We start from the raw sequence: 23,295 nt of genomic DNA, 5'->3' as shown, positions 1-23,295 counted from the left end.
ACGAATCAAGCGTACGTATGGAGACCACATCATGAGACGCCTATCCGCCGGGCCAGCCGGACTGCCGTTTCCCGATTTTTCGCCGAATGCAGGCGCGCCGCGGATCGCGTGCCTGCATCGTCGCCTCGCCGTGTAGCGGCAAAGCCGCAGCGGCCAAGCCACTTTCCGTTTCGATCGTTCCGACGGCGCCGTGCCGCATGACGGCGCCGCGGGAGCGCGCTTGTCCGCCGCCGCGGCGTGTGCCGCATGTGCGTGAACGGCATCGCGGCGGCGATGCGCTCACCCATCATGCGCCGCGCGTCCGTGCTGCGGCGCGATACCAACCGGCGGGCCATGCAGCCCGGCCGGACGAGACTTGTCGTACCTGAAAAGGAGGGGTTGATGATTTGCATTCCTGAATGGCGGAAGGCGATCCTGTCGTGTGCGGTGCTGGCGCTGCCGTTCGTCGCCGGTTGCGGCGGCGGCGACGATCCGGGGCCGATCACCGTGCCGCAGTGCTCGGGCAGCGCATGCGGGCCGAGCGGCGCCGACACGACGCCGCCCGTCGTGACGAAGTTGTGTCCGGACGCGCTCGACTACACGACGACGTACACGGGCGGCGCCGGCAGCGGCGAGTACGTGAAGGTGAAGTTCGACACGACGAAGCTCACGTATCAGATGCAGTTCATCGAATCGTCGGTGCCGACCTCGGCAGGGCAAGTCAACGACACGCGCGCGGGCCTGACGATCAGCGGCGCGTTCCACCATCCGACCAATCTTCCGACGGCCGAGCAGAACCGCTGCGCGTTCGTGCTCGACAGCGGCGCGACGAGCGACGGCGCGTATGCGGTGACGATCAACCGTGCGGATCCGCCGATGCTGTTCGTGGGCAACGGCGTGGTGGGCGGCGGGATTCCGGGGGCGACGATCGCGTTCCCGGGCATCGAGATCGTACCGGGCCTGTTCCTCGGCACCGTGCCGTCGCGCACGTTCGACTTCTATCCGTTCATCGGCTTCGTCGAAACGGAAACCGACTTCTCGAAGGTCGCGGGGAACTACAACGAGGTCGGCATTCATCTGTCGCCGCTCGGCGGCAATGGCCAGAGCTCGAGCGGGCCGGTCGGCTGGGAGCCGGACGTCGTCAACTGGAACCAGACGCTCAATGCGGACGGCTCATGCACGATTACCCAGGGCAGCGACTACTCGTGCCAGACGACCGGGTCGCCGTGGGTGCTGCGCAAGAACGCGGACGGGTCGGCCGACAACGTGTTCGTGAGCAGCGCGGTCCCGGACCAGTTCGGCACGCTCGTGTATCCGGTCGCGGGGCAGGGCGCATCGCTCGTGATTGCGCCGAGTCAGGCGAAGGGCATCATGATCGTCGGCAAGCTGAACGGCGTACGCGTGCCGATCGTGATTCGTGTCGGCTACACGCACGTCGATCCGACCAACCTGCTCGCGTCGGTCGCGGATGCCGAAGTCGGGATCTCGATGCTGTCGTCGGCCAGCGCGATCGCGGCGAATTCGCTGAAGGGCGGCTACATCGGCGCGACCAGCGCATCGGCATGCGGCATCGTGACCTCCAACGGGCAGCCGAACGCGATCGCGCTGGCGCGGCCGAGCTTCGATCCGTCCGTCCCGCACCCGGACCTTCCTGGTGCGTTCGTCAACGGCGTGTTCATGTCGGAAGCCGGAAGCTGCAACGACGGTACCGCCGTGTCGACGCTGGCCGCGAACTATACGTCCACGCTGTTCCAGGGCAATACCGCGGCGTTCATCGATCCGCAGACGTCGTCGGTCACCTCGCAGTTCGCGCTGGACTATGCGCAGGCCACGCCCGGCAAGATCAAGGTGACCGCCACGCAGGACTTCAACGCGAAGGGCGCGAACGGCAACGTGGCGATCTTCAGCAAGGGCGACACGGGCTGGCTCGTGACGGCCGGCAACGTCTACGCGATGGTCGTCAACAACAACAAGGTCAATCCGTTCTTCACGGTCGGCGCGTTCGTCCAGTAACCCCGCATTGAACACGTAGCACCGGCGGCGCACGCGTCGCCGCCGGCGAACCGAATTTCAAGAGGATTCCTATGAATTTGAAGCATTGGATGGCCGCGGCGTCGCTCGCGCCCGTGCTGGCCGCATGCGGCGGCGACGGCGACCCGCCGCCCGCGCCGGTGGTCCGGCTGTGCCCGCAGACGATCGACTACAACACGGTGTTCGTCGGCGGCTCGGGGTCGGGCGAGCTCGTGAAAGTACAGCTCGACACGACGAAGATGACGTACCGGATGACCTACCTCGCATCGCCGGTGCCGACCACCACGGGTACCGTGCAGCCGACGCGGGACACCGCACCGGCGAACGTGGTCGACGGCACGCTGGCCGACGAGACGGGGCTGCCGACGGTGAAGCTGAACCAGTGCACGTTCCGGATGCAGAACGCGAGCCTCGACCCGAGCCGGCCCGCGCGGCTGTTCCTCGGCGAAGGCGTGCTGGGCGGCGCGATCCCCGGCGCGACGATCCAGTTCGACGGCGTGATCGGCGTCGGCAAGATTCCGAAGACGACGTTCCCGTACTACCCGTTCATCAGCTTCTCGTCGCTGGAAACCGATCTGACGAAGATCGCCGGCACGTACAACCAGCTCGGCTATCACCAGGTGCCGTCGCAGAACTTCCAGCCGGTGGCGCTCGACCAGACGGTGACGATCAACGCGGACGGCAGCTATACGGAAACCGACAACTTCGGCAAGAAGAACGGCGGGCAGCCGCTTGCGTCGAGCGCGACCGTGAACCAGCCGTTCACGCTGCGCCCCGATGCGCCGGCGTTCCAGTCGTTGAACTACCAGCCGCAGATTCCGCCGACGCTCGCCGCGCTCGATCCGGCGAAGGCCGGCAAGGGGATCCTGATCGTCGGCAAGCTGCGCAACCAGCTCGTGCCGATCTTCATCCGCACCGGCGCCGCGAACGCGGACCTCACGCAGGGCCCGCCGAGCGCGGACGACGAATCGGGCATCTCGTTCCTGAGCCCGCGGACGGCGATCGCGCAGGGTTCGCAGGACGGCGAGTACACGGGCGTGGACAGCGCGTTCAACTACCGCGCGACCGCGCTCGTCGGTGCGCAGGCGACGCTGCTCGATCCGTTCAACGCGTCGCAGGCCGCGCTCACGCGCGCGCTGAACCTCGACTACACGCAGAAGGTGCCGGGCGTCGTGACGACCGTGCATGCGGACGCGGCGTCGGGGCCGGCGACCGGCAAGTTCGTGTTCACCGGCGGCGTGTTCGGGTTCCTCGACATGGCCGATACGCGCAACCCGTACTTCACGGTCGGCGCGTTCGTGCAGTGACCGCGTGTGGATGGAGACATGGCGGCGCCGCGCGCGACTACGCGGCGCCCCGACGGAACGAGGGGGAGACTTCATGAAGAAGCTGATTGTCGCGGGTGTCGTCGCAGGCGCGTCGACGCTCGCATCGGCCCAGCAGGCGGGCGACAACGTCGCGACGCTGGGCTGGCTGCACATCATGCCGCAGGATTCGACCAACGGGCTCACGACGAATCTCGCGAACATGCCGATCAACGGGCCGCTGCGTCTGCCCGGTTCGTTCACGTCGCCGGGCACGAGCCTGACGGTCAACAACGCCGATACGGTCGGCCTCACGCTCACGCACTTCTTCACCGACCACATCGCGGTGACGTCGGTGCTCGGCGTGCCGCCCGAGTTCACGCTGACGGGCCACGGCGTGATCAAGCCACCGGGCCCGGCCGGCGCGCTCGGCAACGTCGACATGGACAAGTCGGCGAACCAGCCGGCCGTGAAGAATGCGCGGCAGTGGAGCCCGACGATCATCCTGCAGTACTACTTCAATTCGCCGACGGCGAGGTTTCGCCCGTTCGTCGGGATCGGCGTGGCCTACAGCTGGTTCAGCAACATCGAACTGAACGGCAACTTCGCGAAGGACATCAACGAGAACCTCGGCAGCGTGCTCGCGGCCGGCGCCGGCAAGCCGGGCGCGACGTCGGTGGAGGGCAAGGCGTCGTCGTCGTTCACGCCGGTCTACAACGTCGGCGCGAGCTACGCGATCGACAAGCACTGGGGACTCACGGCGACGCTGACGTACATGCCGCTGAAGACGTACTCGTCGCTCGTGATCAAGGCGGCCGACGGCTCGACGCTCGCGACCACGCGCACGCGGTTGAAGGCCGACCCGTTGATCACGTTCGTCGGGATTTCCTACAAGTTCTGAGCCGACCGGCGCGCATGACGCGTGCCGGCGGCTTCCTGTGACCAACCGGCCGGATCGTTCCGGCCGGAAGGTCGCGTTCCTGGCGGCGTGCCGCCATTTGTGAAGAGAGGGGGCAGTTCAAATGAGCATTCGCAAAATCGTATCGCTTGTTGCTGCAGTGGCTTTCACCGCGGTTTCGGCCGCGCCTGCTTTCGCCGTCACCGTGTCGCGCGCCGACGGCCAACCGATGAATCCGAACGGCGAGCCTTTCTCGGCGACGGGGCTCACGAACCTCAGCAAGGGATCGATTACCGCATCCTGCAATGCGACGTTCAACGGCACCATCACGTCGACCGGTATCGTCAACATCACCTCGACGACGTTCACGGGCGGCGCGACGTGCGGCCTGATCAGCGGCAGCGCGAGCAGCACGTCGCCGTGGACGGGGCAGGCCGACAGCACGACGCAACTGTCGATCAACAACGTGAAGGTGAACGTCACGCTGCTCGGCACGTGCGGGCCGAGCAAGGTCGTGATGGCGTGGAGCGATGCGAACTCGTCGCTGACGTTCAACAACGCCACGCTGACGCCGGACTGCACGGTGGGCGGCACGATCCTGACGTCGCCGAAGTTCCACGTGCAGTAAGCGGCGCGCGACCGAAGCGGGGACCCGCCGCGCGGGAGGGCCGTGCGTGAGGATCGGGCGGTTCGCACGCGGGTTGTCGCTTTCGCTTCCTCGATGTATTCGCGTCGTCGCGCTTATCCGCGTGACGGCCGGTTGGCCGCCCGTGTCGAGATCCGGCACGGGCGGACCTGCAGGGCAGGCGTGACGCACCGCGCCTCCCGATTCGATTGAAACGAGACTATTCCAATTGGCCGGAACCATGCTTACCGATCCAGCAAAGTATGGCGATGCCCACGGCGCGACGCCCGACCGGCTGCGCACGGCCGCGTGGCTGCAGTACCTGATCGACCATCTCGACACGGCGGCCTGCGCGATGACCGCGAGCGACGCCGGCGACCCGCCCGTCGTCGCGTCGCACGCGCGACGTGCGGGAACTGGCGCGAGCCTCTCCCGCGAAGCGACCGCGGCCCTGCACCGGCTCGTCCCGTGGATCGCGACCGATGGCGGCGGCTGCGCATGCGACCCGGCCGATCCGCTCGGCGCGTGCTCGCACGTGCCTTCCGTCCGGCAACTCGCCGAAGCCGAACGTCGCTGCCCGGGCTCGCGTGCCGTATTCGACACCGCGCACGGCCTGATCGATGCCTGCGCATTCGACGATCCGGACGTCGGCTGGGCCGCGCTCGAACGGATTGCCGATGGCGTCGAATGCAGCGGCGAAGACGCGGGCGCACGCCTCGCGAGCGAACCCGACGGGCAGCGCGACACACCCAATGCGAAGAACCTGGGAGACAGGCTCGCCGCGGTCGTGGCAACGAGCACGGAAGCACCGACTCGTCCCGGCGCCGTCATCGACGCGATCGTGCTGCGCGCATGCGGCCCGCGCGACGATGCGGCGCGCATCGACGAGATGGCCGCATTCGCGATGTTTTCGGCAGAATTAGCCGCGGGCAACGGCGTTTCGGTTCAGGCGTACGGCGGCCGGCACAACCTCGTCGCGCGGGCGATCCGCACGCACCGCGCCGATCTTGCGTCGGTGGACGGGCTGTTCGCCGCGCTATCCGTGTGCCGGCTCGATCGACTGACAGGTGCCGGCAGTTTCTGGGCCTACTACCTGCTGGCGGGCGTCATGATCGCCGCGCCGGCTACGGTGCGGGAAATCGGCCGCGGCTTCCATGGCGACGCATGGCGGGAATGGCTTGATCACGTGCTCGCGTGGCCGGCGGTCAGCCGCTTCGGGCCGAAGGACGATGCGGCGTTCGAGCGCCTGCGCGACGCGATGAGCCTGACGTCGCGCAGGAACCCGATCGTGCGCGCGAAACGGATGCGGGGCGTTTCCGTAACCCGGGCAGGCGGCGCAATCGGGAAGACGCAATGAAACGCGGCTCGGGGCGAGAACGCCGCGAGCCGCGGGGGAGGGTATCGCGGCGCCCGGTGCGGGCGCTGGATCGATCAGACGGTCTCGGGTTGCCGCACGGCCTTCGCGACATTGCGCGCCGGTGCGCCGTTCGCGACGAAGTACGGCACGTCGACCCGCGCGAGCGGCGTGCGGCCGCGGATCTTGTCGGCGATCTTCTCGGCGATCATGATCGTCGGGGCGTTCAGGTTGCCGGTCGTGATGATCGGCATGATCGACGCATCGACGACGCGCAGCCCGTCGAGCCCGTGCACGCGGCCTTCCTCATCGACCACCGCCATGTCGTCGTAACCCATCTTGCACGAGCACGACGGATGGAACGCGGTTTCCGCGCGGGCGCGCACGAATGCGTCGAGTTCCTTGTCGCTCTTGCAGTCGGCGCCCGGGTTCAGCTCGCGGCCGCGATAGCGGTCGAGCGCGGGCTGCCGCATGATCTCGCGCGTCGCGCGGATCGCATCGCGGAACTCGCGCCAGTCGAGCGCTTCGGCCATGTAGTTGAACAGGATGCTCGGGTGATCGTTCGGGTCGCGCGAGCGCAGCTTCACGCGGCCGCGGCTCGGCGAGCGCATCGAGCCGACGTGCGCCTGGAAGCCGTGCATCTCGATCGCGTTCGAGCCGTTGTAGTTGATCGCCACCGGCAGGAAGTGATACTGGATGTTCGGCCACGGGTCGTCGTCGCGCGTGCGGATGAAGCCGCCCGCCTCGAAGTGGTTGCTCGCGCCGAGGCCCGTGCCGTTCAGCATCCATTCGAGGCCGATCTTCGGCTGGTTCCACCACTTGAGCGCCGGGTACAGCGAGACCGGCTCCTTGCACTCGTACTGGATGTACATCTCCAGGTGGTCCTGCAGATTCTGGCCGACGCCGGGCAGATCGAGCACGACGGGAATGTCGAGTTCCTTCAGCCATGCGCCGGGGCCGACGCCCGAGCGCTGCAGCAGTTGCGGCGACGCGATCGCGCCGCTGCACACGAGCACTTCGCGGCGCGCATGCACGGTCGCGCGCTCGGTGCCGCGCAGGTACGTGACGCCCGACGCGCGCTTGCCGTCGAACAGGATGCGGTCGGCGAGCGCATGCGTGACGATTTCGAGGTTCGGCCGCATCTTCGCCTGGTCGAGGTAGCCGCGCGCGGTGCTCGCACGGCGGCCCTTCGGCGTGACGGTGCGGTCCATCGGCCCGAAGCCTTCCTGCTGATAGCCGTTCAGGTCGTCGGTGCGCGGATAGCCGGCCTGAACGCCCGCGGCGACCATCGCTTCGAACAGCGGGTTCACGCCCGGCTTGCTGGTCGTGACCGACACGGGGCCGCTGCCGCCGTGATAGTCGTTCGGGCCGACGTCGCGCGTCTCGGCTTTCTTGAAGTACGGCAGGCAGTCGAGATACGTCCAGTTCTCGAGGCCCTTGTGCGTCGACCAGTTGTCGTAGTCGAGCGCGTTGCCGCGGATGTAGCACATCCCGTTGATCAGCGACGAGCCGCCGAGCCCCTTGCCGCGGCCGCATTCCATCCGGCGGTTGTCCATGTGCGGCTCGGGATCGGTCTCGTATGCCCAGTTGTAGCGGCGGCCCTGCAGCGGGTAGGCGAGGGCGGCCGGCATCTGCGTGCGGAAGTCGAAGCGGTAGTCGGGGCCGCCCGCTTCGAGCAGCAGCACCGTGACGTTCGGATCTTCCGTCAGGCGCGTCGCGAGCACGTTGCCCGCGGAACCTGCGCCGCAGATGATATAGTCGTATTCGCGTGTCGTCATGACGGCTCTCCTTGTATTAGAACACCGGGTTGTAGCGGCCGAGCTCGACCTGCACCGACTTGATTCGAGTGTAGTGCTCGAGCGTCGTGATGCCGTTCTCGCGTCCGACACCCGATTGCTTGTATCCGCCAACCGGCATCTCGGCCGGCGATTCGCCCCACGTGTTGATCCAGCAGATGCCCGCTTCGAGGCGATGGATCGTGCGGTGCGCGCGCGACAGGTTCTCGGTCACGACACCGGCCGCGAGGCCATAGTGCGTGTCGTTCGCACGGGCGATCACTTCGTCCTCCGATTCGAAATCGAGGATGCTCATCACCGGCCCGAAGATTTCCTCGCGCACGATCTTCATGTCGTCGCGGCAATCGCCGAACACGGTCGGCGCGACGTACTGGCCGTTCGCGAAGTGGCCGTCGGTCAGCCGCGTGCCGCCCGCGAGCAGCTTCGCGCCTTCTGCCTTGCCGCTTTCGATGAAGCCGAGCACCTTGTCGAGCTGCGCGGCCGACACGAGCGGGCCGAAGTTGGTGTCGGCGTCGGTCGGCTTGCCGACGCGGATGCGCTTCACGCGTTCGAGCACCTTCTGCGTGAACGCGTCCTTGATCGAGCGGTGCACGAACACGCGCGTGCCGTTCGTGCAGACCTGGCCCGAGCTGAAGAAGTTGGCGGTTACCGCGATGTCGGCCGCGCGGTCGAGGTCCGCATCGTCGAACACGATCAGCGGCGACTTGCCGCCGAGCTCCATCGTCACTTCCTTCAGCGACGATGCGCCGGCGAGCGACATCACCTTCTTGCCGGTTTCGACGCCGCCGGTGAACGACACCTTCGCGATGTCCGGGTGGCCGGTGAGCAGCGCGCCGACCGAGCCGTCCCCCTGCACGACGTTGAACACGCCGGCCGGCACGCCGGCTTCCGTATAGATTTCCGCGAGCTTCAGCGCGGTCAGCGGCGTGACTTCGCTCGGCTTGAACACCATCGCGTTGCCGGCCGCGAGCGCGGGCGCCGTCTTCCAGCAGGCGATCTGGATCGGGTAGTTCCATGCGCCGATGCCCGCGCACACGCCGAGCGGTTCGCGGCGCGTATAGACGAACGACTCGGCGCGCAGCGGCACCTGCAGCCCTTCGATCGCGGTCGCGAGGCCCGCGTAGTACTCGATCACGTCGGCGCCGGTGACGATGTCGACCGCGAGCGTCTCGCCGATCGGCTTGCCGGTGTCGCGCGTTTCGATGGCCGCGAGCTCGTCGTTGCGCTCGCGCAGCAGGTCGACCGCGCGGCGCAGGATGCGCGAGCGCTGCATCGCGGTCATCGCCGCCCATTCGCGCTGGCCTTCCCGCGCGGACGCAACGGCGCGGTCGACGTCGGCCGCGCTCGCCTGCTGCACCTGCGCGAGCAGCTCGCCGGTGGCCGGGTCGAAGGTGTCGAAAGTCTTGCCGCTGGTGGCGTCGACGTAACCGCCGCCGATGTAGAGGCGCTGCAAACCGTATACGGACATGAGGATCTCCTGGTAGGCGACTGCGTGGCGCGTCAGTTGGACGCGAGCAGCAGGTCGATGTAATCGTGGGCGAGCTTCAACGTGGCTCGGGTGTCGATCGGGCCGCCGGCAAGCGCGCCGCGCAGCCACAGGCCGTCGATCAGCGCGGCGAGGCCGCTGGCGGCTTCGCGCGCTTTCGTGCGCGGCAATGCCTTGGCGAATTCGGCGCACAGGTTCGAATGGAGGCGCCGCGTGTTGACGTGCTGCAGCCGCTTGAGCATCGGGTCGTGCATGCTCTGCGACCAGAACGCGAGCCATGTCTTCATCACCGGCGCGCTGACCTGCGTGTCGTCGAAGTTCGCGGCGACGACGGCACGCAACCGGGAACGCGGGTCCTTGCGTGCGGCGGCGCGGCGGCGCGTGGTGGCCGACCAGAGGTCGCGCAGCACGTGCCGCATCGTCGCTTCGAGCAGGCCGTCCTTGTCGCCGAAGTAATGGCTGACGATGCCCGTCGAGATGTTCGCGCGTTGCGCGACCGATGCGAGCGTCGTGCCGGGCAGGCCCGCTTCGTCGATCGAGCGCAGCGTGGCATCGATCAACTGGGCGCGGCGTATCTCCCGCATTCCGACTTTCGGCATCGCGACTCCCCTTCGCCCGGACGGGCCGTTCATGGAAGTCGAGAGCTTAGCGGTTTTTTATTGATTGTTCAATCAACAAAAAATCGGGGCTGAACGGCGGGCCGTGTTCCAAACGGAACGACTCGTCACGCCCGGAGCCATGTGCGAGTGCGGAAAAACGAATTGAAAGAAGGTTAATTAAATTTGAATCTGTTTAAAACGCGCCGTGAAAAAATGATGCAATGCGGAGGACCGTTTCTGCGCTCGATTTCATTACAGGGCGAAAGAATGTCGAGGTCTGTAATATTATTCACGATGTGAAATTGCCAAATCGGATTGTGAATTCTTGCGGTTTTGTGAATGTCGTTTGAATTCGGTGATTTAAACTCAATAAGTAGTTGAAAAATAAGTACAAATATGGATTTTTCGGCGCTAAGGAGCGTTGCGCGCAAACGATTGCGATCGTCCTCGGATGGATTCCGCATACCATAGAAATCGATAAATCAATTTGAATTCGGCGTATTTCATGGTCGAGTAGAGGGATTTTTGGAATGACTTGAGTGGGCAATGTCGACCGTATTAGTATGGCGCCGCACCACGAGGAATGAATGGCGCCGCGGGCGATTGCCGCGGTGCGTCGGCAATCGCGCGCGTCGATCGATCGCGTACGGACCCGGCGCCGACCATTGTGCACCTGCAGCATGCCGCGACGTCGAGACGCCGCACTCACCGGAGAACGACGATGCCGACCGAAAAACACGTGGTCCCGCTGCCGAACGGTCTGAAGGTCTACGTCGAACGGAACGTGTTCGACCCGGCCTTCGACACGGCGATGCTCGTCAACGGCGCGCTCGCGACGACCGCGTCGTTCGGCCAGACCGTCCAGTATCTCGGCGAGCGGATGAACACGATCTGCTTCGATTTGCCGTATGCGGGGCAGTCGCGGCAGCACAACCCCGGCTGCTCCATCCTGACCAAGGACGACGAAGCCGCGATCCTCCAGTACCTGGTCGAGCGCTTCGCGCCGGCGTTCCTCGTGTCGGTGTCGTGGGGCGGCGTCGCGTCGCTGTTCGCGCTCGCGCGCGGCTGCCCGAGCGTGCGGCGCGCGGCGATCTGTTCGTTCTCGCCATTCCTGAACGACGCGATGGTGGACTACGTGACGCGCGCCCGCGATCACATCGCGGCCGGCGAGAACCTGAAGGCCGCGCAGTTGCTGAACGACACCGTCGGCCGCTATCTGCCGCGCATCATGAAGCTGTACAACTACCGGTATCTCACGCGCTTGCCGCGCGACGAGCAGGACCAGGTCGCGTTCCACGTCGACCAGATCCTGTCGCTGCAGCCCGAGCGCTATTTCAGCGAGTTCGCGAACATCGGCTGCGAGCTGCTGTTCCTGAACGGCGAGCGCGACGAATACACGACGCCGGCCGACGTGCGGCAACTCGGCGCGCACGTGGCGCGCGCGCGGTTCGCGACGGTGCCGGACGCGGGCCACTTCCTCGACATCGAAGGCCGGGCGCAGCGCGAGTCCACCCGTACCGCGCTGCTCGAGTTCTTCTGCGGCGAGGCATCTGCCGCGGCCGGCGTCGCACGTGCCGCCGCGCACGCGTGCGTGCCCGCGCCGATGCATGCGCTTTCGTCGTGACGCCATCCGTCGTGCAGCGGGCGCGTCCCGCGCATCCGAATTCCCATCCCAACGAGGCAGGCCAGCCGTGAATATCGTTCAGACCATCGCCATCGTCGTTCCGTGGGCCGCGTGGCTCGCGTACTGGATCGCCACGTCGCAGGGCGTCAAGACGACCGTGCGCAAGGAGGCGTCGCGCTCGCGCACGCTGCAGTCGATTCCGCTGATCGTGGGCGGCGCGTTGATCATCCTGCCCGATCCGTCGTGGCAGGCGCTCACGCCCGACTGGCAGCGCTTCGGGCTGCAGGCGCAGTGCGGGCTCGCGGTGCTGGTGGCCGGCCTGCTGTTTTCGGTATGGGCGCGGCTGCACCTCGGCACGAACTGGAGCGTGTCGGTCACGCTGAAGGAAAACCACGAACTCGTCCGTACGGGGCCGTATGCGCTCGTGCGTCACCCGATCTACACCGGCTGCCTGATCGCGCTGGTCGGCGCCGCGTTGATCGGCGGCGAATGGCGCGGCGCGATCGGCGTGCTGCTGGTGTTCGCGTCGCTCGCGTACAAGGTGCGCGTCGAGGAGAGCTGGCTGACCGGGCATTTCGGGCCGGCCTATACGCAGTACCGCCGCGAGGTCGCGGCGCTGATCCCCGGCTTCTACTGACCCCGCGAGGCGCGCGATGGCGAAGATGATCGTGACCGCGATCGGTTCGGCGGGCGACGTGCATCCGCTGCTCGGCATCGCGCACACGCTCGCCGCGCGCGGCCACGAGGTCGTGTTCTGCACGCATGCGCCGTTCGAGGCGGCCGTGCGCCGCTGCGGCTTCGCGTTCGTGCCGGTCGGCACCGCGGCCGACTACGACGCGGCGATGGCGAACCCGGCGCTGTGGGATCCGCGGACGTCGTTCCGCACGCTGTGGCAGGTGATCGCGCCGACGCTGCGCCCGCATTACGACACGCTGCGCGCGCTGACCGATGCCGACACGGTGCTGGTCGGCACGCTGTGGGCGTTCTCCGCGCGCTTCATGCAGGAGCTGCACGGCACGCCGTACGTGTCGGTGCAGGTGTCGCCGTCGACGCTGCTGTCCGCGCATGCACCGCCGACCCACCCGCGCCTGACGATACCCGCGCGCTGGCCGTTGCCGGTGAAGTCGGCGCTGATGACGCTGATCGAGCGCCAGGTGCTGGACCGCGTGTGCGGCCCGGCGCTCGACGCGGTGCGCCGCGGGCTCGGGCTCGCGCCCGCGCGGCGCGTGCTCGGCCGCTGGCTGCATTCGACCGACGGCGTGCTGTGTCTGTTTCCCGGCTGGTTCGCGCCGCCGCAGCCCGACTGGCCGTCGAATCATCTGCAAAGCGGTTTTCCGCTGTTCAACGATATCGCGACACCCGACGACGATGTGGCAGTCGATGCGTTTCTCGCGGCCGGCGAAGCCCCGGTCGTGTTCACGGCCGGTTCGACGCTCGTCGATCATGCGGCCTATGCGCGCGCGGTGGCGCAGGCGCTGCGCGCGACCGGCGCGCGCGGGATCCTGCTGACGCCGCACGATGCGGCGCAGGACGGCGACCGGCTGCTCGTGCGCCGCTTCGTGCCGATGCGCACGCTGCTGCCGCGTTGCCGCGCGCTCGTACATCACGGCGGGATCGGCACGGCGGCGCTCGCGTGCGAAGCCGGCATCGTGCAGGTCGTTACGCCGTTCGCGCACGATCAGTTCGACAACGCGCAACGCGTCGTCGCGAACGGCTGCGGCCTGCGTGTCGACGGCCCGCTCGACGGCGCGCGGCTCGGCGCGGCGCTCGCGCGCGTGCTCGACGAACCCGCGTTCGCGGTGCATGTGGAGCGCACGCGCGCGCTGCTCGCGGCCGCGCCGGACGGCTGCGGCGCGGCCGCCGATTTCATCGAACGGTTCGTGCCGAAGCGCGGACGAGCGGCCGCGCGGGCCGATGTCGCGGTGGCCGGCGCATGAGCGCCGCGTCGCCGCTTCACGACGGGGCCGCCGCGCCGCCGGCGTTCGACGTGCCGCCCGCGACGGCCGCGCAGCCGGCCACGCAGCCGGTGCGCGGCATCCGGCTCGCGCTGCTGACGTTCGCGCTGTCGCTCGCGACGTTCATCGAAGTGCTCGACTCGACCGTGACGAACGTCGCGGTGCCGGCGATCTCCGGCAGTCTCGGCGTATCGAACAGCCAGGGCACGTGGGTGATCAGCTCGTATTCGGTCGCGGCCGCGATCGCCGTGCCGCTCACCGGCTGGCTCGCACGCCGCGTCGGCGAACTGCGGCTGTTCGTCGGCGCGGTGCTGCTGTTCACGCTGACGTCGCTGATGTGCGGGCTCGCGCGCGACCTGCACGTGCTCGTGATCTGCCGCGCGCTGCAGGGCCTGTGTTCGGGGCCGATGGTGCCGCTGTCGCAGACGATCCTGCTGCGCGCCTTTCCTCCGGCCAAACGTACGATCGCGCTCGCACTATGGGCGATGACGGTGCTGCTCGCGCCGATCTTCGGGCCGGTGGTCGGCGGCTGGATCGTCGACAACTTTTCGTGGCCGTGGATCTTCCTGATCAACTTGCCGATCGGGTTGTTCTCGTTCGCGGTGTGCACCGCGATGCTGCGCCCCGACGCGCAGCGCGGCGCGGCGGGCCCGATCGACGTGCCGGGCATCGTGCTGCTCGTGATCGGCGTCGGCTCGCTGCAGGCGATGCTCGATCTCGGCCACGACCGCGGCTGGTTCGATTCGCCGCTGATCGTCACGCTCGCGGTGGTCGCGGCGCTTGCGATCGTGTCGCTGCTGATCTGGGAAGCGGGCGAAGCGCATCCGGTGGTCGACCTGAGCCTGTTTCGCGACCGCACGTTCTCGTTCTGCGTGCTGATCATCTCGCTCGGCATGATGAGCTTCTCCGTGGTCGGCGTGGTGTTTCCGCTGTGGATGCAGGCCGTGATGGGCTACAACGCGTTTCATGCGGGGCTCGCGACCGCGTCGCTCGGCGTGCTCGCGCTCGTGTTCTCGATCCTCGTCGGGCTGCATGCGCACCGTTTCGACGCACGCGTGCTCGCGACGTTCGGCTTTCTCGTGTTCGCGGCCGTGCTCGCGTGGGACGCGCATTTCACGCTGAAGATGACGTTCGCGCAGATCGCAGCACCCGGGCTGATCCAGGGGATCGGGCTGCCGTGCTTCTTCATTCCGCTGACCGCCGCGACGCTGTCGCGCATTCCGGACGACCGGCTCGCCGCCGCGTCGAGCCTGTCGAATTTCCTGCGCACGCTGTCGGCCGCGTTCGGCACCGCGATGAGCGTGACGCTGTGGGACAACCGCGCGACCTATCACTACGACGTCGTGTCCCAATCGGTCACGCATGCGTCGGCGAACACGCACCGCTTCGTGCATGCGCTGAACGCGATGGGCGTGGACGGCGTGCGCGAGCTGACGACGCTGCATCACGTCGTGATGCAGCAGGCCTACATGATGGCGACCAACGACATGTTCTGGATGGCGAGCATGACGTGTCTCGCGCTCGCCGCGATGATGTGGCTGACGCGGCCGAAACGCGGCGCGGCCGCATCGTTCGGACATTGAGAAGAGACCATGACGACACTCGGCGCACTCGTGATCCTGTATCACCCTAGCGACGCACAGCTCGACGCGCTGCGCGCGTGGCGGCACGCGTGCGATGCGCTGCTCGTCGTCGACAACACGCCGCAGACCGATGCACGGGTGCGCGACCTGTGCGCGCGTGAAGACATCGCGCTGCTGCATCACGGCAATCGCGGCGGCATCGCGGGCGCGTACAACGCAGGGCTCGCGGCGCTGTTTCGCGACCGCGTCGATGCGGTCGCGCTGTTCGACCAGGATTCGTCGGTGCCGGCCGCGTATTTCCCGACGATGCGCGAGGTCTGCGCGGGGCTTGGCGGGCGCGCGTTCCTCGCCGGCCCGCGCATCTTCGACGAGAACGCGCGCAGCTTCCTGCCGGAACTCGCGACGAACGGCATCGGCCTGCGCCGCCTGCGCATCGAACCGGGCGCGCCGATGCAGCGCTGCGCGTTCCTGATTTCGTCGGGCTGCGTCGTGTCGCGCGATGCGTTCGACGTGCTTGGCCGCTTCGACGAGACGCTGTTCATCGATCACGTCGATACCGAATACAGCTTCCGCGCGCTGTCGCGCAACGTGCCGCTCTATGTCGTGCCGTCGCTGGTGCTGTCGCACCGGATCGGCGCGAAACGGCGGCACGCGATCGGCCCTTTTGAAATGACGTCGATGAACCATTCATGGCAACGGCGCTACTACAGCGCGCGCAATGCGGTGCAGCTCGGGATGCAGTACGGGCTGCGTTTTCCGGTGGCGCTCGTGCCGAACCTGCTGACCGTGTGGCAGGTGGTGCAGATCGCGCTCGTCGAGCGCGACAAGCGCGCGAAGCTGGCCGGCATCCTGTTCGGCGTCGCGGACGGCCTGTTCGGCCGGCTCGGCCCGCTCGAGCGCACGCGGCCGCGTCTGGCCGCGCGGGCGCAGCGCGTTCGGCAGGGGTGACGATGCGTCGGATGAAGCAAGCGGCGGGTTCGCCGCGTGGCGTGAAGGGCGGCGCGATGATCGCGGCCGCCGCGGCATTGCTCGCGTTGGGCGGATGCGTGCCGTCGGGCTTCCTGCCGTCGCTGTCGCTGCGCGCGCCGGCCGACGATGCGCTCGTGCATACCGCCGGCCCCGGCGCGAACGGCGCGTGGCCGGCGCCCGACTGGGTGAAGCAGCTACAGGATCCGCAGCTCGACGACCTGGTGGCCGAGGCGTCGCGGAACAGTCCCGATGTGCAGGTTGCACAGGGGCGGTTGCGTATCGCGCAGGCGCAGCTTCAGCAGTTCGATTCGCTGACCGGGCTGACGGGCACGGCCGGCGCGACGATCAGCCGCGCGCGGATGCCGAAGCCCGGCGACATCGCCGACGTGACGGCCGGCGGCTATCGCGTGCCGGTACAGATTTTCGGCGATCCGAACGTGTCGCCGTCGTCGATCTTCGTCGGACTGAACTACCAGCTCGACCTGTGGGGCAAGAACCGCGCGGCGACGAAGAGCCTGATGTCGTTGCGCGACGCCGCCGGCGTCGAGGCCGAACAGGTGCGGCTCACGCTCGCCGTCGCGATCGTCACCGTGTATTGCCAGCTCGATCAGGCGTATGCGGTGCGCGACCTGTTGCAGCAGAAGCTGAAGATCAGCCAGCGCGTGACGGCCGTGCTGCGCGAGCGCACCGCGCGTGGCCTCGACAATGCGTACGACGCGAGCGACGCGGCGATCAAGCGCAGCCGCCTGCTCGAACAGATCGCGCTGAACGACGAGCAGATCAAGCTCGCGCAACTGCAACTCGGCGTGCTGTCGGGCCGCGGCCCGGAGCGCGGGCTCGCGCTGCAGCGGCCGCGCGTGGGCGCGTTCGCGGGCGGCGCGCTGCCCGCCCGGCTGCCGGCCGATCTGCTCGGCCGCCGGCCCGACATCGTCGCCGCGCGGCTGCGGGTCGAGGCCGCGTTCGCGAACGCCGACTCGACGCGCGCGCAGTTCTATCCGGATGTGAACCTCGTCGCGCTCGGCGGCGTGTTCGCGCTGACGCCCGCGTCGCTGTTCTCGCGCGATTCGCTCGCCGGCTCCGTCGGCCCCGCGATCTCGCTGCCGATCTTCGATCGCGGCCGGCTGAAGGCGAAGCTCGGCGCGGACGTCGCGCAGGCCGACGTCGCGATCGGGCTGTACAACAAGACCGTCGACGACGCGCTCGGGCAGGTCGCGCAACTCGTCACGTCGCTGCAGACGTCGCAGACGCTCGTCGCGCAGCAGCAGGATGCGGTCGCGGCCGCGCAGAAGATCGTGCAGATCGCGGCGGACCGGCATCGGCGCGGCGTGCTGATGCAGAAGGACGTCGATGTCGCGGATCTCACGCTGATCGACGAGCGCGCGCAGATGATCGCGTTGCTCGGCAAGCAGCGGACGCTGCGCGTTGGGCTGATCTGCGCGCTGGGCGGCGGGTTCGATGCGGGCGCAACGGTCGCGCAGGCGCAAGCGCCGGCCGTGCGGCGGGCGCGCAGCGGGGCGGCGGCCGGACGCGGCGCGCCGGCCGCCGTGGCCGCGAACCGGGTAGCGGTAGCCGGCCCGTCGAACGACTCGCCCGCGCGGAGCGCCACGGTTTCACCGGCCGCCGCCACGACGAGGGCCGTGTCCACGCCTGAATCCGCACGACGCGACGACACCACGCGCCCGTCCACGGTCGGTGCGACCCACTCCGACGCGACGCCGCGTGGCACCCCCGTTCTCGCACGTACGGCCTCGGCGAGTCCGATGTCGGGCCCGGCGCCGATGCCCGCGATTCCCGTGTTCCAGCACGATCGTCTGATCGTCACGCAGAGCGACTGATGAACTGATGCACCACGACAACCTTCATTCCGCCGCGTCGCCGGCCGCGCTGAACGACCCGGCCCTCGATGCACGCCGCGCGACGCGCCGCAAGCGCTTCACCGTGTTCCTCGCGATCGTGCTGCTGGCCGCGATCGCGTGGATCGCGTACTGGCTGTCGAGCGCCCGCTATGACGAAGACACCGACGACGCGTACGTCGCGGGCAGCATCGTCCAGGTCGCCGCGCAGATTCCGGGCACCGTGACCGACGTGCAGGTCGCCGATACGCAGGCCGTGCGCGCGGGGCAGACGCTCGTGAAGCTCGATGACACCGAGGCGTCCGTCGCGTTCGCGCAGGCGAAGGCGCAGCTCGCGCAGGCGGTGCGGCAGGTCGCGAACGCGAAGATCTCGAACACGATGTACGTCGAGGCCGTGAATGCGCGCCGCGCCGACCTGTCGCTGGCGCAGCGCGCGCTGGCCGCGCGCTCGGGCGCATCGGTCGAAATCGTCGCGCCCGAAGAACTGGCGCGGGCCCGCGCGGCGGTGGCCGGCGCGCAGGCGAACCTCGCGGCCGCGCAGGCGCAGCTCGACGCGGCGCGCGCGCTCGGCAGCAAGCTGCCCGTCGACGAAAGCCCGGCCGTCGTGCAGGCGGCTGCGCAATTCAAGCTCGCGTACCGGAACCTGAAGCGCACGACGATCGTCGCGCCGGTCGACGGCACGATCGGGCAGCGCTCGGTGCAGGTCGGCCAGCAGGTCGGGCCCGGTGTGCCGCTGATGTCGATCGTGCAGCTCGACCGGCTGTGGGTCGAGGCGAATTTCAAGGAAGGGCAGATTCGCCACATGCGCGTCGGGCAGCCGGTCGAGGTCGTGTCGGATCTCTACGGCTCGCGCGTCGCCTATCGCGGCCGCGTGCAGGGCTTCTCGGCGGGCACGGGCAGCGCGTTCTCGATGCTGCCGTCGCAGAACGCGGCCGGCAACTGGATCAAGGTCGTGCAGCGCGTGCCGGTCGTGATCGCGCTCGATCCGCGCGACCTCGCCGCGCATCCGCTGCGCGTCGGGCTGTCGATGCGCGCGACGGTCGACACGCACGACCGCAACGGCCACGCGCTCGACAGCGAGCCGCCGACGCCGGCCGTCAGCACGCGCGTGCACGACGGCGTCGCGAGCGATGCGGAGGCCGCCGCCGCCGCGATCATCCGCGAGAATCAGCGCGGGTAGCGCCCGCCGTCGCGGCGGCGGCAGGCCGCGAGGGCTGGTCCGACCCCGGTGCGTTTCTCACCTGGGGCGTCCCCGTCGTTTCCCGCCCGACTTTCGTATTTCGCCATCGATGTCGGCGCCGATCAAACGCATGTCGCGTTTGAGACATCGGCGCCCCTGCCTCCCGGACTACTCTCGAACAGCACGTTGCGTGTGCGCCGCATGAGCCGGCGCGCCGCCGCGCCATCCAACGAGACATGGAGACAATACGATGAGCAGCAATCGAGGTGTCGTCTATCTTGGGCCGGGCAAGGTCGAAGTCCAGAAAATCGATTATCCGAAGATGGTCGACCCGACCGGCCGCGCGATCGGCCACGGCGTGATCCTGAAGGTGGTCAGCACGAACATCTGCGGCTCCGACCAGCATATGGTGCGCGGCCGCACGACCGCGCCGATCGGCCTCGTGCTCGGTCACGAGATCACCGGTGAAGTGGTCGAAGTGGGCCGCGACGTCGAGACGCTGAAGATCGGCGATCTCGTGTCGGTGCCGTTCAACGTCGCGTGCGGCCGCTGCGCGATGTGCAAGGACACGCATACGGGCGTGTGCCTGAACGTGAACCCGTCGCGTGCGGGCGGCGCGTACGGCTACGTCGACATGGGCGGCTGGATCGGCGGCCAGGCCGAATACGTGCTCGTGCCGTATGCCGATTTCAACCTGCTGAAATTCCCGGATCGCGATCAGGCGATGGCGAAGATCCGCGATCTGACCTGCCTGTCCGACATTCTGCCGACCGGTTATCACGGTGCGGTGAGCGCGGGCGTGAAGCCCGGTTCGACGGTCTATATCGCGGGCGCGGGCCCGGTCGGCATGGCGGCGGCCGCATCGGCGCGCCTGCTCGGCGCGGCCGTGACGATCGTCGGCGACATGAATGCGGAACGCCTCGCGCACGCACGGGCGATGGGGTTCGAGACGGTCGACCTGTCGAAGGACGCGTCGCTCGGCGAGCAGATCGAGCAGATCCTCGGCGTGCCCGAGATCGACTGCGCGGTCGATTGCGTCGGCTTCGAGGCGCACGGCCACGGTTCATCGGGCCATTCGGAGGAAGCGCCCGCGACGGTGCTGAACTCGCTGATGGAGATCACGCGCCCGGCCGGCGCGATCGGCATCCCGGGCCTGTACGTGACGGACGATCCGGGCGCGAAGGACAAGGCCGCGCAGCACGGCAGCCTGAGCATCCGCTTCGGCCTCGGCTGGGCGAAGTCGCATTCGTTCTTCACGGGCCAGACGCCGGTGCTCAAGTACAACCGCAACCTGATGCAGGCGATCCTGTTCGACCGGCTGCCGATCGCAAAGATCGTCAACGTCGAAGTGATTTCGCTCGACCAGGCGCCGGAAGGCTACAAGAAGTTCGACGGCGGCGCGCCGCGCAAATTCGTCATCGATCCGCACGGGTTGCTGGCGGCGTGATGCGCTGGCGTTCGACACGCGACGCGTGACGCGAGAACGGGCGGCTCCGGAAACGGGCCGCCCGTTTTTCGTTGCGGGAGCGAAGGGCAGCGCAACGCGGCGACCGGCGACCCGGATCGTGCGGCGTCGCGGCGATCGTCGTCGCGCGCGGGCCCGGGCCACGCTCAGTGACCGCGATAGAGCTTCGCGATTTCGGCGTGGCTGGCCGCGACGCGACGTGCACGCCCGGTGTGCGCGCTGACGCGGCGGATCGCGCGCGTGCGATGGGCGGTGTCGCGGTTGCCTTTCCAGTCGGCCTCGCGGACTGCGCCGGCGCGCGTCCGGTCAGGCACGCGCAACGACGGCGCGGCTTGCGCAACCGCCATCGGGCGAGTGGGTTTGACGGCGACCGGGGCGCCCTGCTGCGGATCGGCCGCCACTTGCGTTGCATCGGGCGAATGGAACGGGTAGACGGGTGCGGGCAAGACGGGCAGGAACGGATCGCTCGACGCGGGCAACCCGGTTTCGGTCGCGACGGCGGCCGGCGCACCGGACCCGCGACAAACGGGATCGGCCTTGCAGGTCTGGTCGACCGTCACGTAGCCGCCGACGAGCAGCACGAGCGTGAGGATGCTCAGGATCGGCGCGCTCGACGCGCGCGGCCGCTGGAAAGCCGCGTTGCGCAGTGCGCGGGCGACGCGCGACGACCACGTGTGGAACGACCGCGGCGCGTACGCGGCGTGTGCGTCGGCCGGTCGGCGATCGATCGGCTCGAACGGCCCGTTCCATTGACCGCAGACGGGGCAGTGCTCGAGTGCGCGGAACGCGACGAAGCCGCATTCGCGGCAGCGGCAGCACGTCGCGTGCCGCGATTCGGCGCGCGCATTCAGCACGGCACGCCACGCATCGCGCGCGCGGACGCTTCGATTGGGCAGGACGCGCATCGTCAGCAACCGATGAACGCTATCGTCGGGCTGCACATCGACGGTCGTTCGCATGCGGCGTTCATGAGATTCTCCATAACATCGGACGCTTGGAACCCGTTCGTCCGCGGCTGCCTTCCGCTTCATTGTTTGTCGCTCGCGCGCGAAACGCAAGGCGCTTCTCGCGCGTCGCGTGCCGCTCGTTTCGTGCTAACCGCCGTGCCGCTGCCGCGCCGCGAGCGTGCCGAGCGTCTCCAGTGCGCGCTCGACCGCCGGCGTCCACGGCCGCCCGTAGTTGAGTCGCACATAGCGGCGAAAGCCGCCGGTCGCGGAGAAGAGCGGCCCGGGCGCGATGCTGACGCCGCTTTCCATCGCATCGCCGAACAGGTGCATCGCATCCACGTGCGGCGGCAACTCGATCCACAGGAAATACCCGCCGCGCGGCGCGAACACTTCGGTGTCCGCCGGAAAATACGCGCGCACGGCCGACAACATCTGCGCCTGGTGCGCGGCGAGATTGCGCCGCAGCTTGCGCAGGAACCGGTCGTATGCGCCGTCGCGCAGGTAGCTCGAAATCGCCATCTGCGCGGGGACGTCGGCGGCCGGCGCGCTCGCGCCTTTGGCCTGCCGGATCTGCCCCACGAAGCGACCGGCCGCGACCCAGCCGATCCGGAAGCCGGGCGCGAGGCACTTCGAGAACGACCCGCAATGCAGGACGAGCCCGTTATCGTCATACAGTTTCGCGGGGCGTGTGGGCGCCGTGCCGAACTGCAGTTCGCCATACACGTCGTCCTCGATCAGCGGCACGCCGCGCGACGCGAGCAGGTCGATCAGCGCGCGCTTGCGCTCGTCGGTCAGCGTCGCGCCGGTGGGATTGTGGAGCGACGTCATGAACCAGCACGCGCGCACCGGATGCGTATCGAGCGCCTCGGCGAGCGCGTCCAGGTCGAGGCCCGTGCGCGGGTCGACCGGAATCTCGACGGCCTTCAGGTGCAGGCACTGGACGGCCTGCAACACCGCGTGGAATGCCGGCCGCTCGATCGCGACGATGTCGCCCGGACGTGTCAGCGCCTGCAGACTGAGCGTCAGCGCTTCGATCGCCCCCGTCGTGATGACGATTTCCTCCAGCGGCAGCGACGCACCCGCGTTCAGGTAGCGCAACGCGATCTGACGGCGCAGCGGGTCGTAGCCGGGCGGCAGGCCCTCCAGCAGTTTCGTGCGATCCATGTGGCGGGCGGCCGACGCCACGTGACGCCACAGGCTGCTCATCGGAAACAGCGAATAGCTCGCGAATGCCGAGCCGAGCGGCACGATGTCGTCGCACTTGAGCGAATCGAGCAGGCGGGGCAGCGCGTCATCGTCGTCGGCTTGCACGGCGGCCGGCTTGCGCGGCGGATCGCGGCCGAACCGTACGTGCTTGTCCGCGAGATTCGCGACGAAATAGCCGGAGCGCGCCCGCGCGACGATCAGGCCCTCGCTTTCGAGCGCGTAGTACGCACGAAACACCGTGGACGGGCTCACCCGATATGCGCGGCATGCCGCGCGCACGGTAGGGATGCGCGCGCCGGCCGCCAGGTCGCCGCGCCGGATGGCGTCGGCGATCGTCTTTGCCAGCACCGCATAGCGCTTCATGCGTGCCCTCCGGCCGTTGGACCTCGATGACAAAGAGTAGTACGGCAGCCGTCACGTGCAAGCGCGCCCCATATCGCT

At 68.3% G+C, this 23,295-nt stretch carries 18 protein-coding genes; 13 read left to right on the top strand and 5 right to left on the bottom strand.

The features are described 5' to 3' along the window. Positions 1-381: 381 nt before the first annotated feature. The 5 genes from LGN10_RS00865 to LGN10_RS00845 all read left to right on the top strand — a co-directional run bounded on the left by LGN10_RS00865 (position 382) and on the right by LGN10_RS00845 (position 6,194). Entirely contained in the window at positions 382-1,992 is a 1,611-nt protein-coding gene (locus LGN10_RS00865; protein WP_059583235.1) for a DUF2957 domain-containing protein, read from the top strand. A gap of 71 nt (positions 1,993-2,063) precedes the next feature. Then, complete coding sequence (locus LGN10_RS00860; protein WP_226221237.1) at positions 2,064-3,317, top strand: DUF2957 domain-containing protein; 1,254 nt, start codon at positions 2,064-2,066, stop codon at positions 3,315-3,317. 73 nt (positions 3,318-3,390) lie between these two features. Beyond that, a complete protein-coding gene (locus LGN10_RS00855; RefSeq protein ID WP_059583231.1) occupies positions 3,391-4,215 on the top strand; it encodes an OmpW/AlkL family protein in 825 nt (274 codons plus the stop codon). 121 nt (positions 4,216-4,336) lie between these two features. Then, positions 4,337-4,840, top strand: a complete 504-nt coding sequence (locus LGN10_RS00850) for a hypothetical protein (protein WP_059642351.1) — start codon at positions 4,337-4,339, stop codon at positions 4,838-4,840. 238 nt (positions 4,841-5,078) lie between these two features. After that, the gene (locus LGN10_RS00845) at positions 5,079-6,194 is read left to right on the top strand and encodes a hypothetical protein (protein ID WP_226221236.1); all 1,116 of its coding nucleotides are present in this window, start codon (positions 5,079-5,081) and stop codon (positions 6,192-6,194) included. Positions 6,195-6,268: 74 nt separating this feature from the next. Here the strand turns inward: LGN10_RS00845 and betA are convergent, their stop codons facing one another. From betA to betI, 3 genes are read right to left on the bottom strand one after another with little or no spacing between them, the layout of a single operon-like run. Further along, a complete protein-coding gene (betA, locus tag LGN10_RS00840) occupies positions 6,269-7,969 on the bottom strand; it encodes a choline dehydrogenase (protein ID WP_226221234.1) in 1,701 nt (566 codons plus the stop codon). A gap of 16 nt (positions 7,970-7,985) precedes the next feature. Further along, a complete protein-coding gene (gene betB, locus LGN10_RS00835) occupies positions 7,986-9,455 on the bottom strand; it encodes a betaine-aldehyde dehydrogenase (protein ID WP_059583225.1) in 1,470 nt (489 codons plus the stop codon). 32 nt (positions 9,456-9,487) lie between these two features. After that, the gene (gene betI / locus LGN10_RS00830) at positions 9,488-10,072 is read right to left on the bottom strand and encodes a transcriptional regulator BetI (protein ID WP_060968412.1); all 585 of its coding nucleotides are present in this window, start codon (positions 10,070-10,072) and stop codon (positions 9,488-9,490) included. A 721-nt stretch (positions 10,073-10,793) separates the two neighbouring features. Between betI and LGN10_RS00825 the strand changes: the two genes are divergently transcribed. The 8 genes from LGN10_RS00825 to fdhA all read left to right on the top strand — a co-directional run bounded on the left by LGN10_RS00825 (position 10,794) and on the right by fdhA (position 20,683). Further along, a complete protein-coding gene (locus tag LGN10_RS00825; RefSeq protein WP_059642388.1) occupies positions 10,794-11,696 on the top strand; it encodes an alpha/beta fold hydrolase in 903 nt (300 codons plus the stop codon). A gap of 67 nt (positions 11,697-11,763) precedes the next feature. After that, positions 11,764-12,333 (top strand): methyltransferase family protein, encoded by a 570-nt coding sequence (locus LGN10_RS00820; protein WP_060011980.1) that lies wholly within the window; start codon positions 11,764-11,766, stop codon positions 12,331-12,333. A 16-nt stretch (positions 12,334-12,349) separates the two neighbouring features. Beyond that, positions 12,350-13,633: a glycosyltransferase gene (locus LGN10_RS00815; RefSeq protein ID WP_226221232.1), complete on the top strand. Its 1,284-nt coding sequence runs from the start codon at positions 12,350-12,352 to the stop codon at positions 13,631-13,633. Then, positions 13,630-15,234, top strand: coding sequence for a DHA2 family efflux MFS transporter permease subunit (locus LGN10_RS00810; RefSeq protein WP_060011976.1), 1,605 nt, complete (start codon positions 13,630-13,632; stop codon positions 15,232-15,234). Before LGN10_RS00815 ends, LGN10_RS00810 begins: the two co-directional genes overlap by 4 nt. 9 nt (positions 15,235-15,243) lie before the next feature. Continuing rightward, on the top strand, positions 15,244-16,182 hold the full coding sequence (locus LGN10_RS00805) for a glycosyltransferase family 2 protein (RefSeq protein WP_226221230.1): 939 nt from the start codon (positions 15,244-15,246) through the stop codon (positions 16,180-16,182). An 11-nt stretch (positions 16,183-16,193) separates the two neighbouring features. Further along, a complete protein-coding gene (locus LGN10_RS00800; protein ID WP_226221228.1) occupies positions 16,194-18,038 on the top strand; it encodes an efflux transporter outer membrane subunit in 1,845 nt (614 codons plus the stop codon). 7 nt (positions 18,039-18,045) lie between these two features. Beyond that, complete coding sequence (locus LGN10_RS00795) at positions 18,046-19,236, top strand: HlyD family efflux transporter periplasmic adaptor subunit (RefSeq protein ID WP_226221226.1); 1,191 nt, start codon at positions 18,046-18,048, stop codon at positions 19,234-19,236. A gap of 250 nt (positions 19,237-19,486) precedes the next feature. After that, the gene (gene fdhA / locus LGN10_RS00790) at positions 19,487-20,683 is read left to right on the top strand and encodes a formaldehyde dehydrogenase, glutathione-independent (RefSeq protein ID WP_044844368.1); all 1,197 of its coding nucleotides are present in this window, start codon (positions 19,487-19,489) and stop codon (positions 20,681-20,683) included. Between the two features lie 164 nt (positions 20,684-20,847). Here fdhA and LGN10_RS00785 read toward each other — a convergent pair whose 3' ends face one another. Next, positions 20,848-21,606 (bottom strand): hypothetical protein, encoded by a 759-nt coding sequence (locus tag LGN10_RS00785; RefSeq protein ID WP_226221396.1) that lies wholly within the window; start codon positions 21,604-21,606, stop codon positions 20,848-20,850. A 189-nt stretch (positions 21,607-21,795) separates the two neighbouring features. After that, positions 21,796-23,217 (bottom strand): PLP-dependent aminotransferase family protein, encoded by a 1,422-nt coding sequence (locus LGN10_RS00780; RefSeq protein ID WP_059583210.1) that lies wholly within the window; start codon positions 23,215-23,217, stop codon positions 21,796-21,798. Positions 23,218-23,295 lie beyond the last annotated feature (78 nt).

This window comes from Burkholderia sp. AU32262 (genome assembly GCF_020419985.1).
In the GTDB taxonomy this organism is placed as follows: domain Bacteria; phylum Pseudomonadota; class Gammaproteobacteria; order Burkholderiales; family Burkholderiaceae; genus Burkholderia; species Burkholderia semiarida.
The sequence above is the reverse complement of the archived record's forward strand: the minus strand, read 5'-3'. Positions and strand labels throughout refer to the sequence as shown.

What these genes read in the sequence shown, in the direction of transcription:
- betA (WP_226221234.1), bottom strand. Translation starts at nt 7,969, where the DNA reads ATGACGACACGCGAATACGACTATATCATCTGCGGCGCAGGTTCCGCG.
- betI (WP_060968412.1), bottom strand. Translation starts at nt 10,072, where the DNA reads ATGCCGAAAGTCGGAATGCGGGAGATACGCCGCGCCCAGTTGATCGAT.
- LGN10_RS00815 (WP_226221232.1), top strand. Translation starts at nt 12,350, where the DNA reads ATGGCGAAGATGATCGTGACCGCGATCGGTTCGGCGGGCGACGTGCAT.
- LGN10_RS00855 (WP_059583231.1), top strand. Translation starts at nt 3,391, where the DNA reads ATGAAGAAGCTGATTGTCGCGGGTGTCGTCGCAGGCGCGTCGACGCTC.
- fdhA (WP_044844368.1), top strand. Translation starts at nt 19,487, where the DNA reads ATGAGCAGCAATCGAGGTGTCGTCTATCTTGGGCCGGGCAAGGTCGAA.
- LGN10_RS00810 (WP_060011976.1), top strand. Translation starts at nt 13,630, where the DNA reads ATGAGCGCCGCGTCGCCGCTTCACGACGGGGCCGCCGCGCCGCCGGCG.
- LGN10_RS00825 (WP_059642388.1), top strand. Translation starts at nt 10,794, where the DNA reads ATGCCGACCGAAAAACACGTGGTCCCGCTGCCGAACGGTCTGAAGGTC.
- LGN10_RS00780 (WP_059583210.1), bottom strand. Translation starts at nt 23,217, where the DNA reads ATGAAGCGCTATGCGGTGCTGGCAAAGACGATCGCCGACGCCATCCGG.
- betB (WP_059583225.1), bottom strand. Translation starts at nt 9,455, where the DNA reads ATGTCCGTATACGGTTTGCAGCGCCTCTACATCGGCGGCGGTTACGTC.
- LGN10_RS00795 (WP_226221226.1), top strand. Translation starts at nt 18,046, where the DNA reads ATGCACCACGACAACCTTCATTCCGCCGCGTCGCCGGCCGCGCTGAAC.
- LGN10_RS00845 (WP_226221236.1), top strand. Translation starts at nt 5,079, where the DNA reads ATGCTTACCGATCCAGCAAAGTATGGCGATGCCCACGGCGCGACGCCC.
- LGN10_RS00805 (WP_226221230.1), top strand. Translation starts at nt 15,244, where the DNA reads ATGACGACACTCGGCGCACTCGTGATCCTGTATCACCCTAGCGACGCA.
- LGN10_RS00850 (WP_059642351.1), top strand. Translation starts at nt 4,337, where the DNA reads ATGAGCATTCGCAAAATCGTATCGCTTGTTGCTGCAGTGGCTTTCACC.
- LGN10_RS00785 (WP_226221396.1), bottom strand. Translation starts at nt 21,606, where the DNA reads ATGCGCGTCCTGCCCAATCGAAGCGTCCGCGCGCGCGATGCGTGGCGT.
- LGN10_RS00800 (WP_226221228.1), top strand. Translation starts at nt 16,194, where the DNA reads ATGAAGCAAGCGGCGGGTTCGCCGCGTGGCGTGAAGGGCGGCGCGATG.
- LGN10_RS00860 (WP_226221237.1), top strand. Translation starts at nt 2,064, where the DNA reads ATGAATTTGAAGCATTGGATGGCCGCGGCGTCGCTCGCGCCCGTGCTG.
- LGN10_RS00865 (WP_059583235.1), top strand. Translation starts at nt 382, where the DNA reads ATGATTTGCATTCCTGAATGGCGGAAGGCGATCCTGTCGTGTGCGGTG.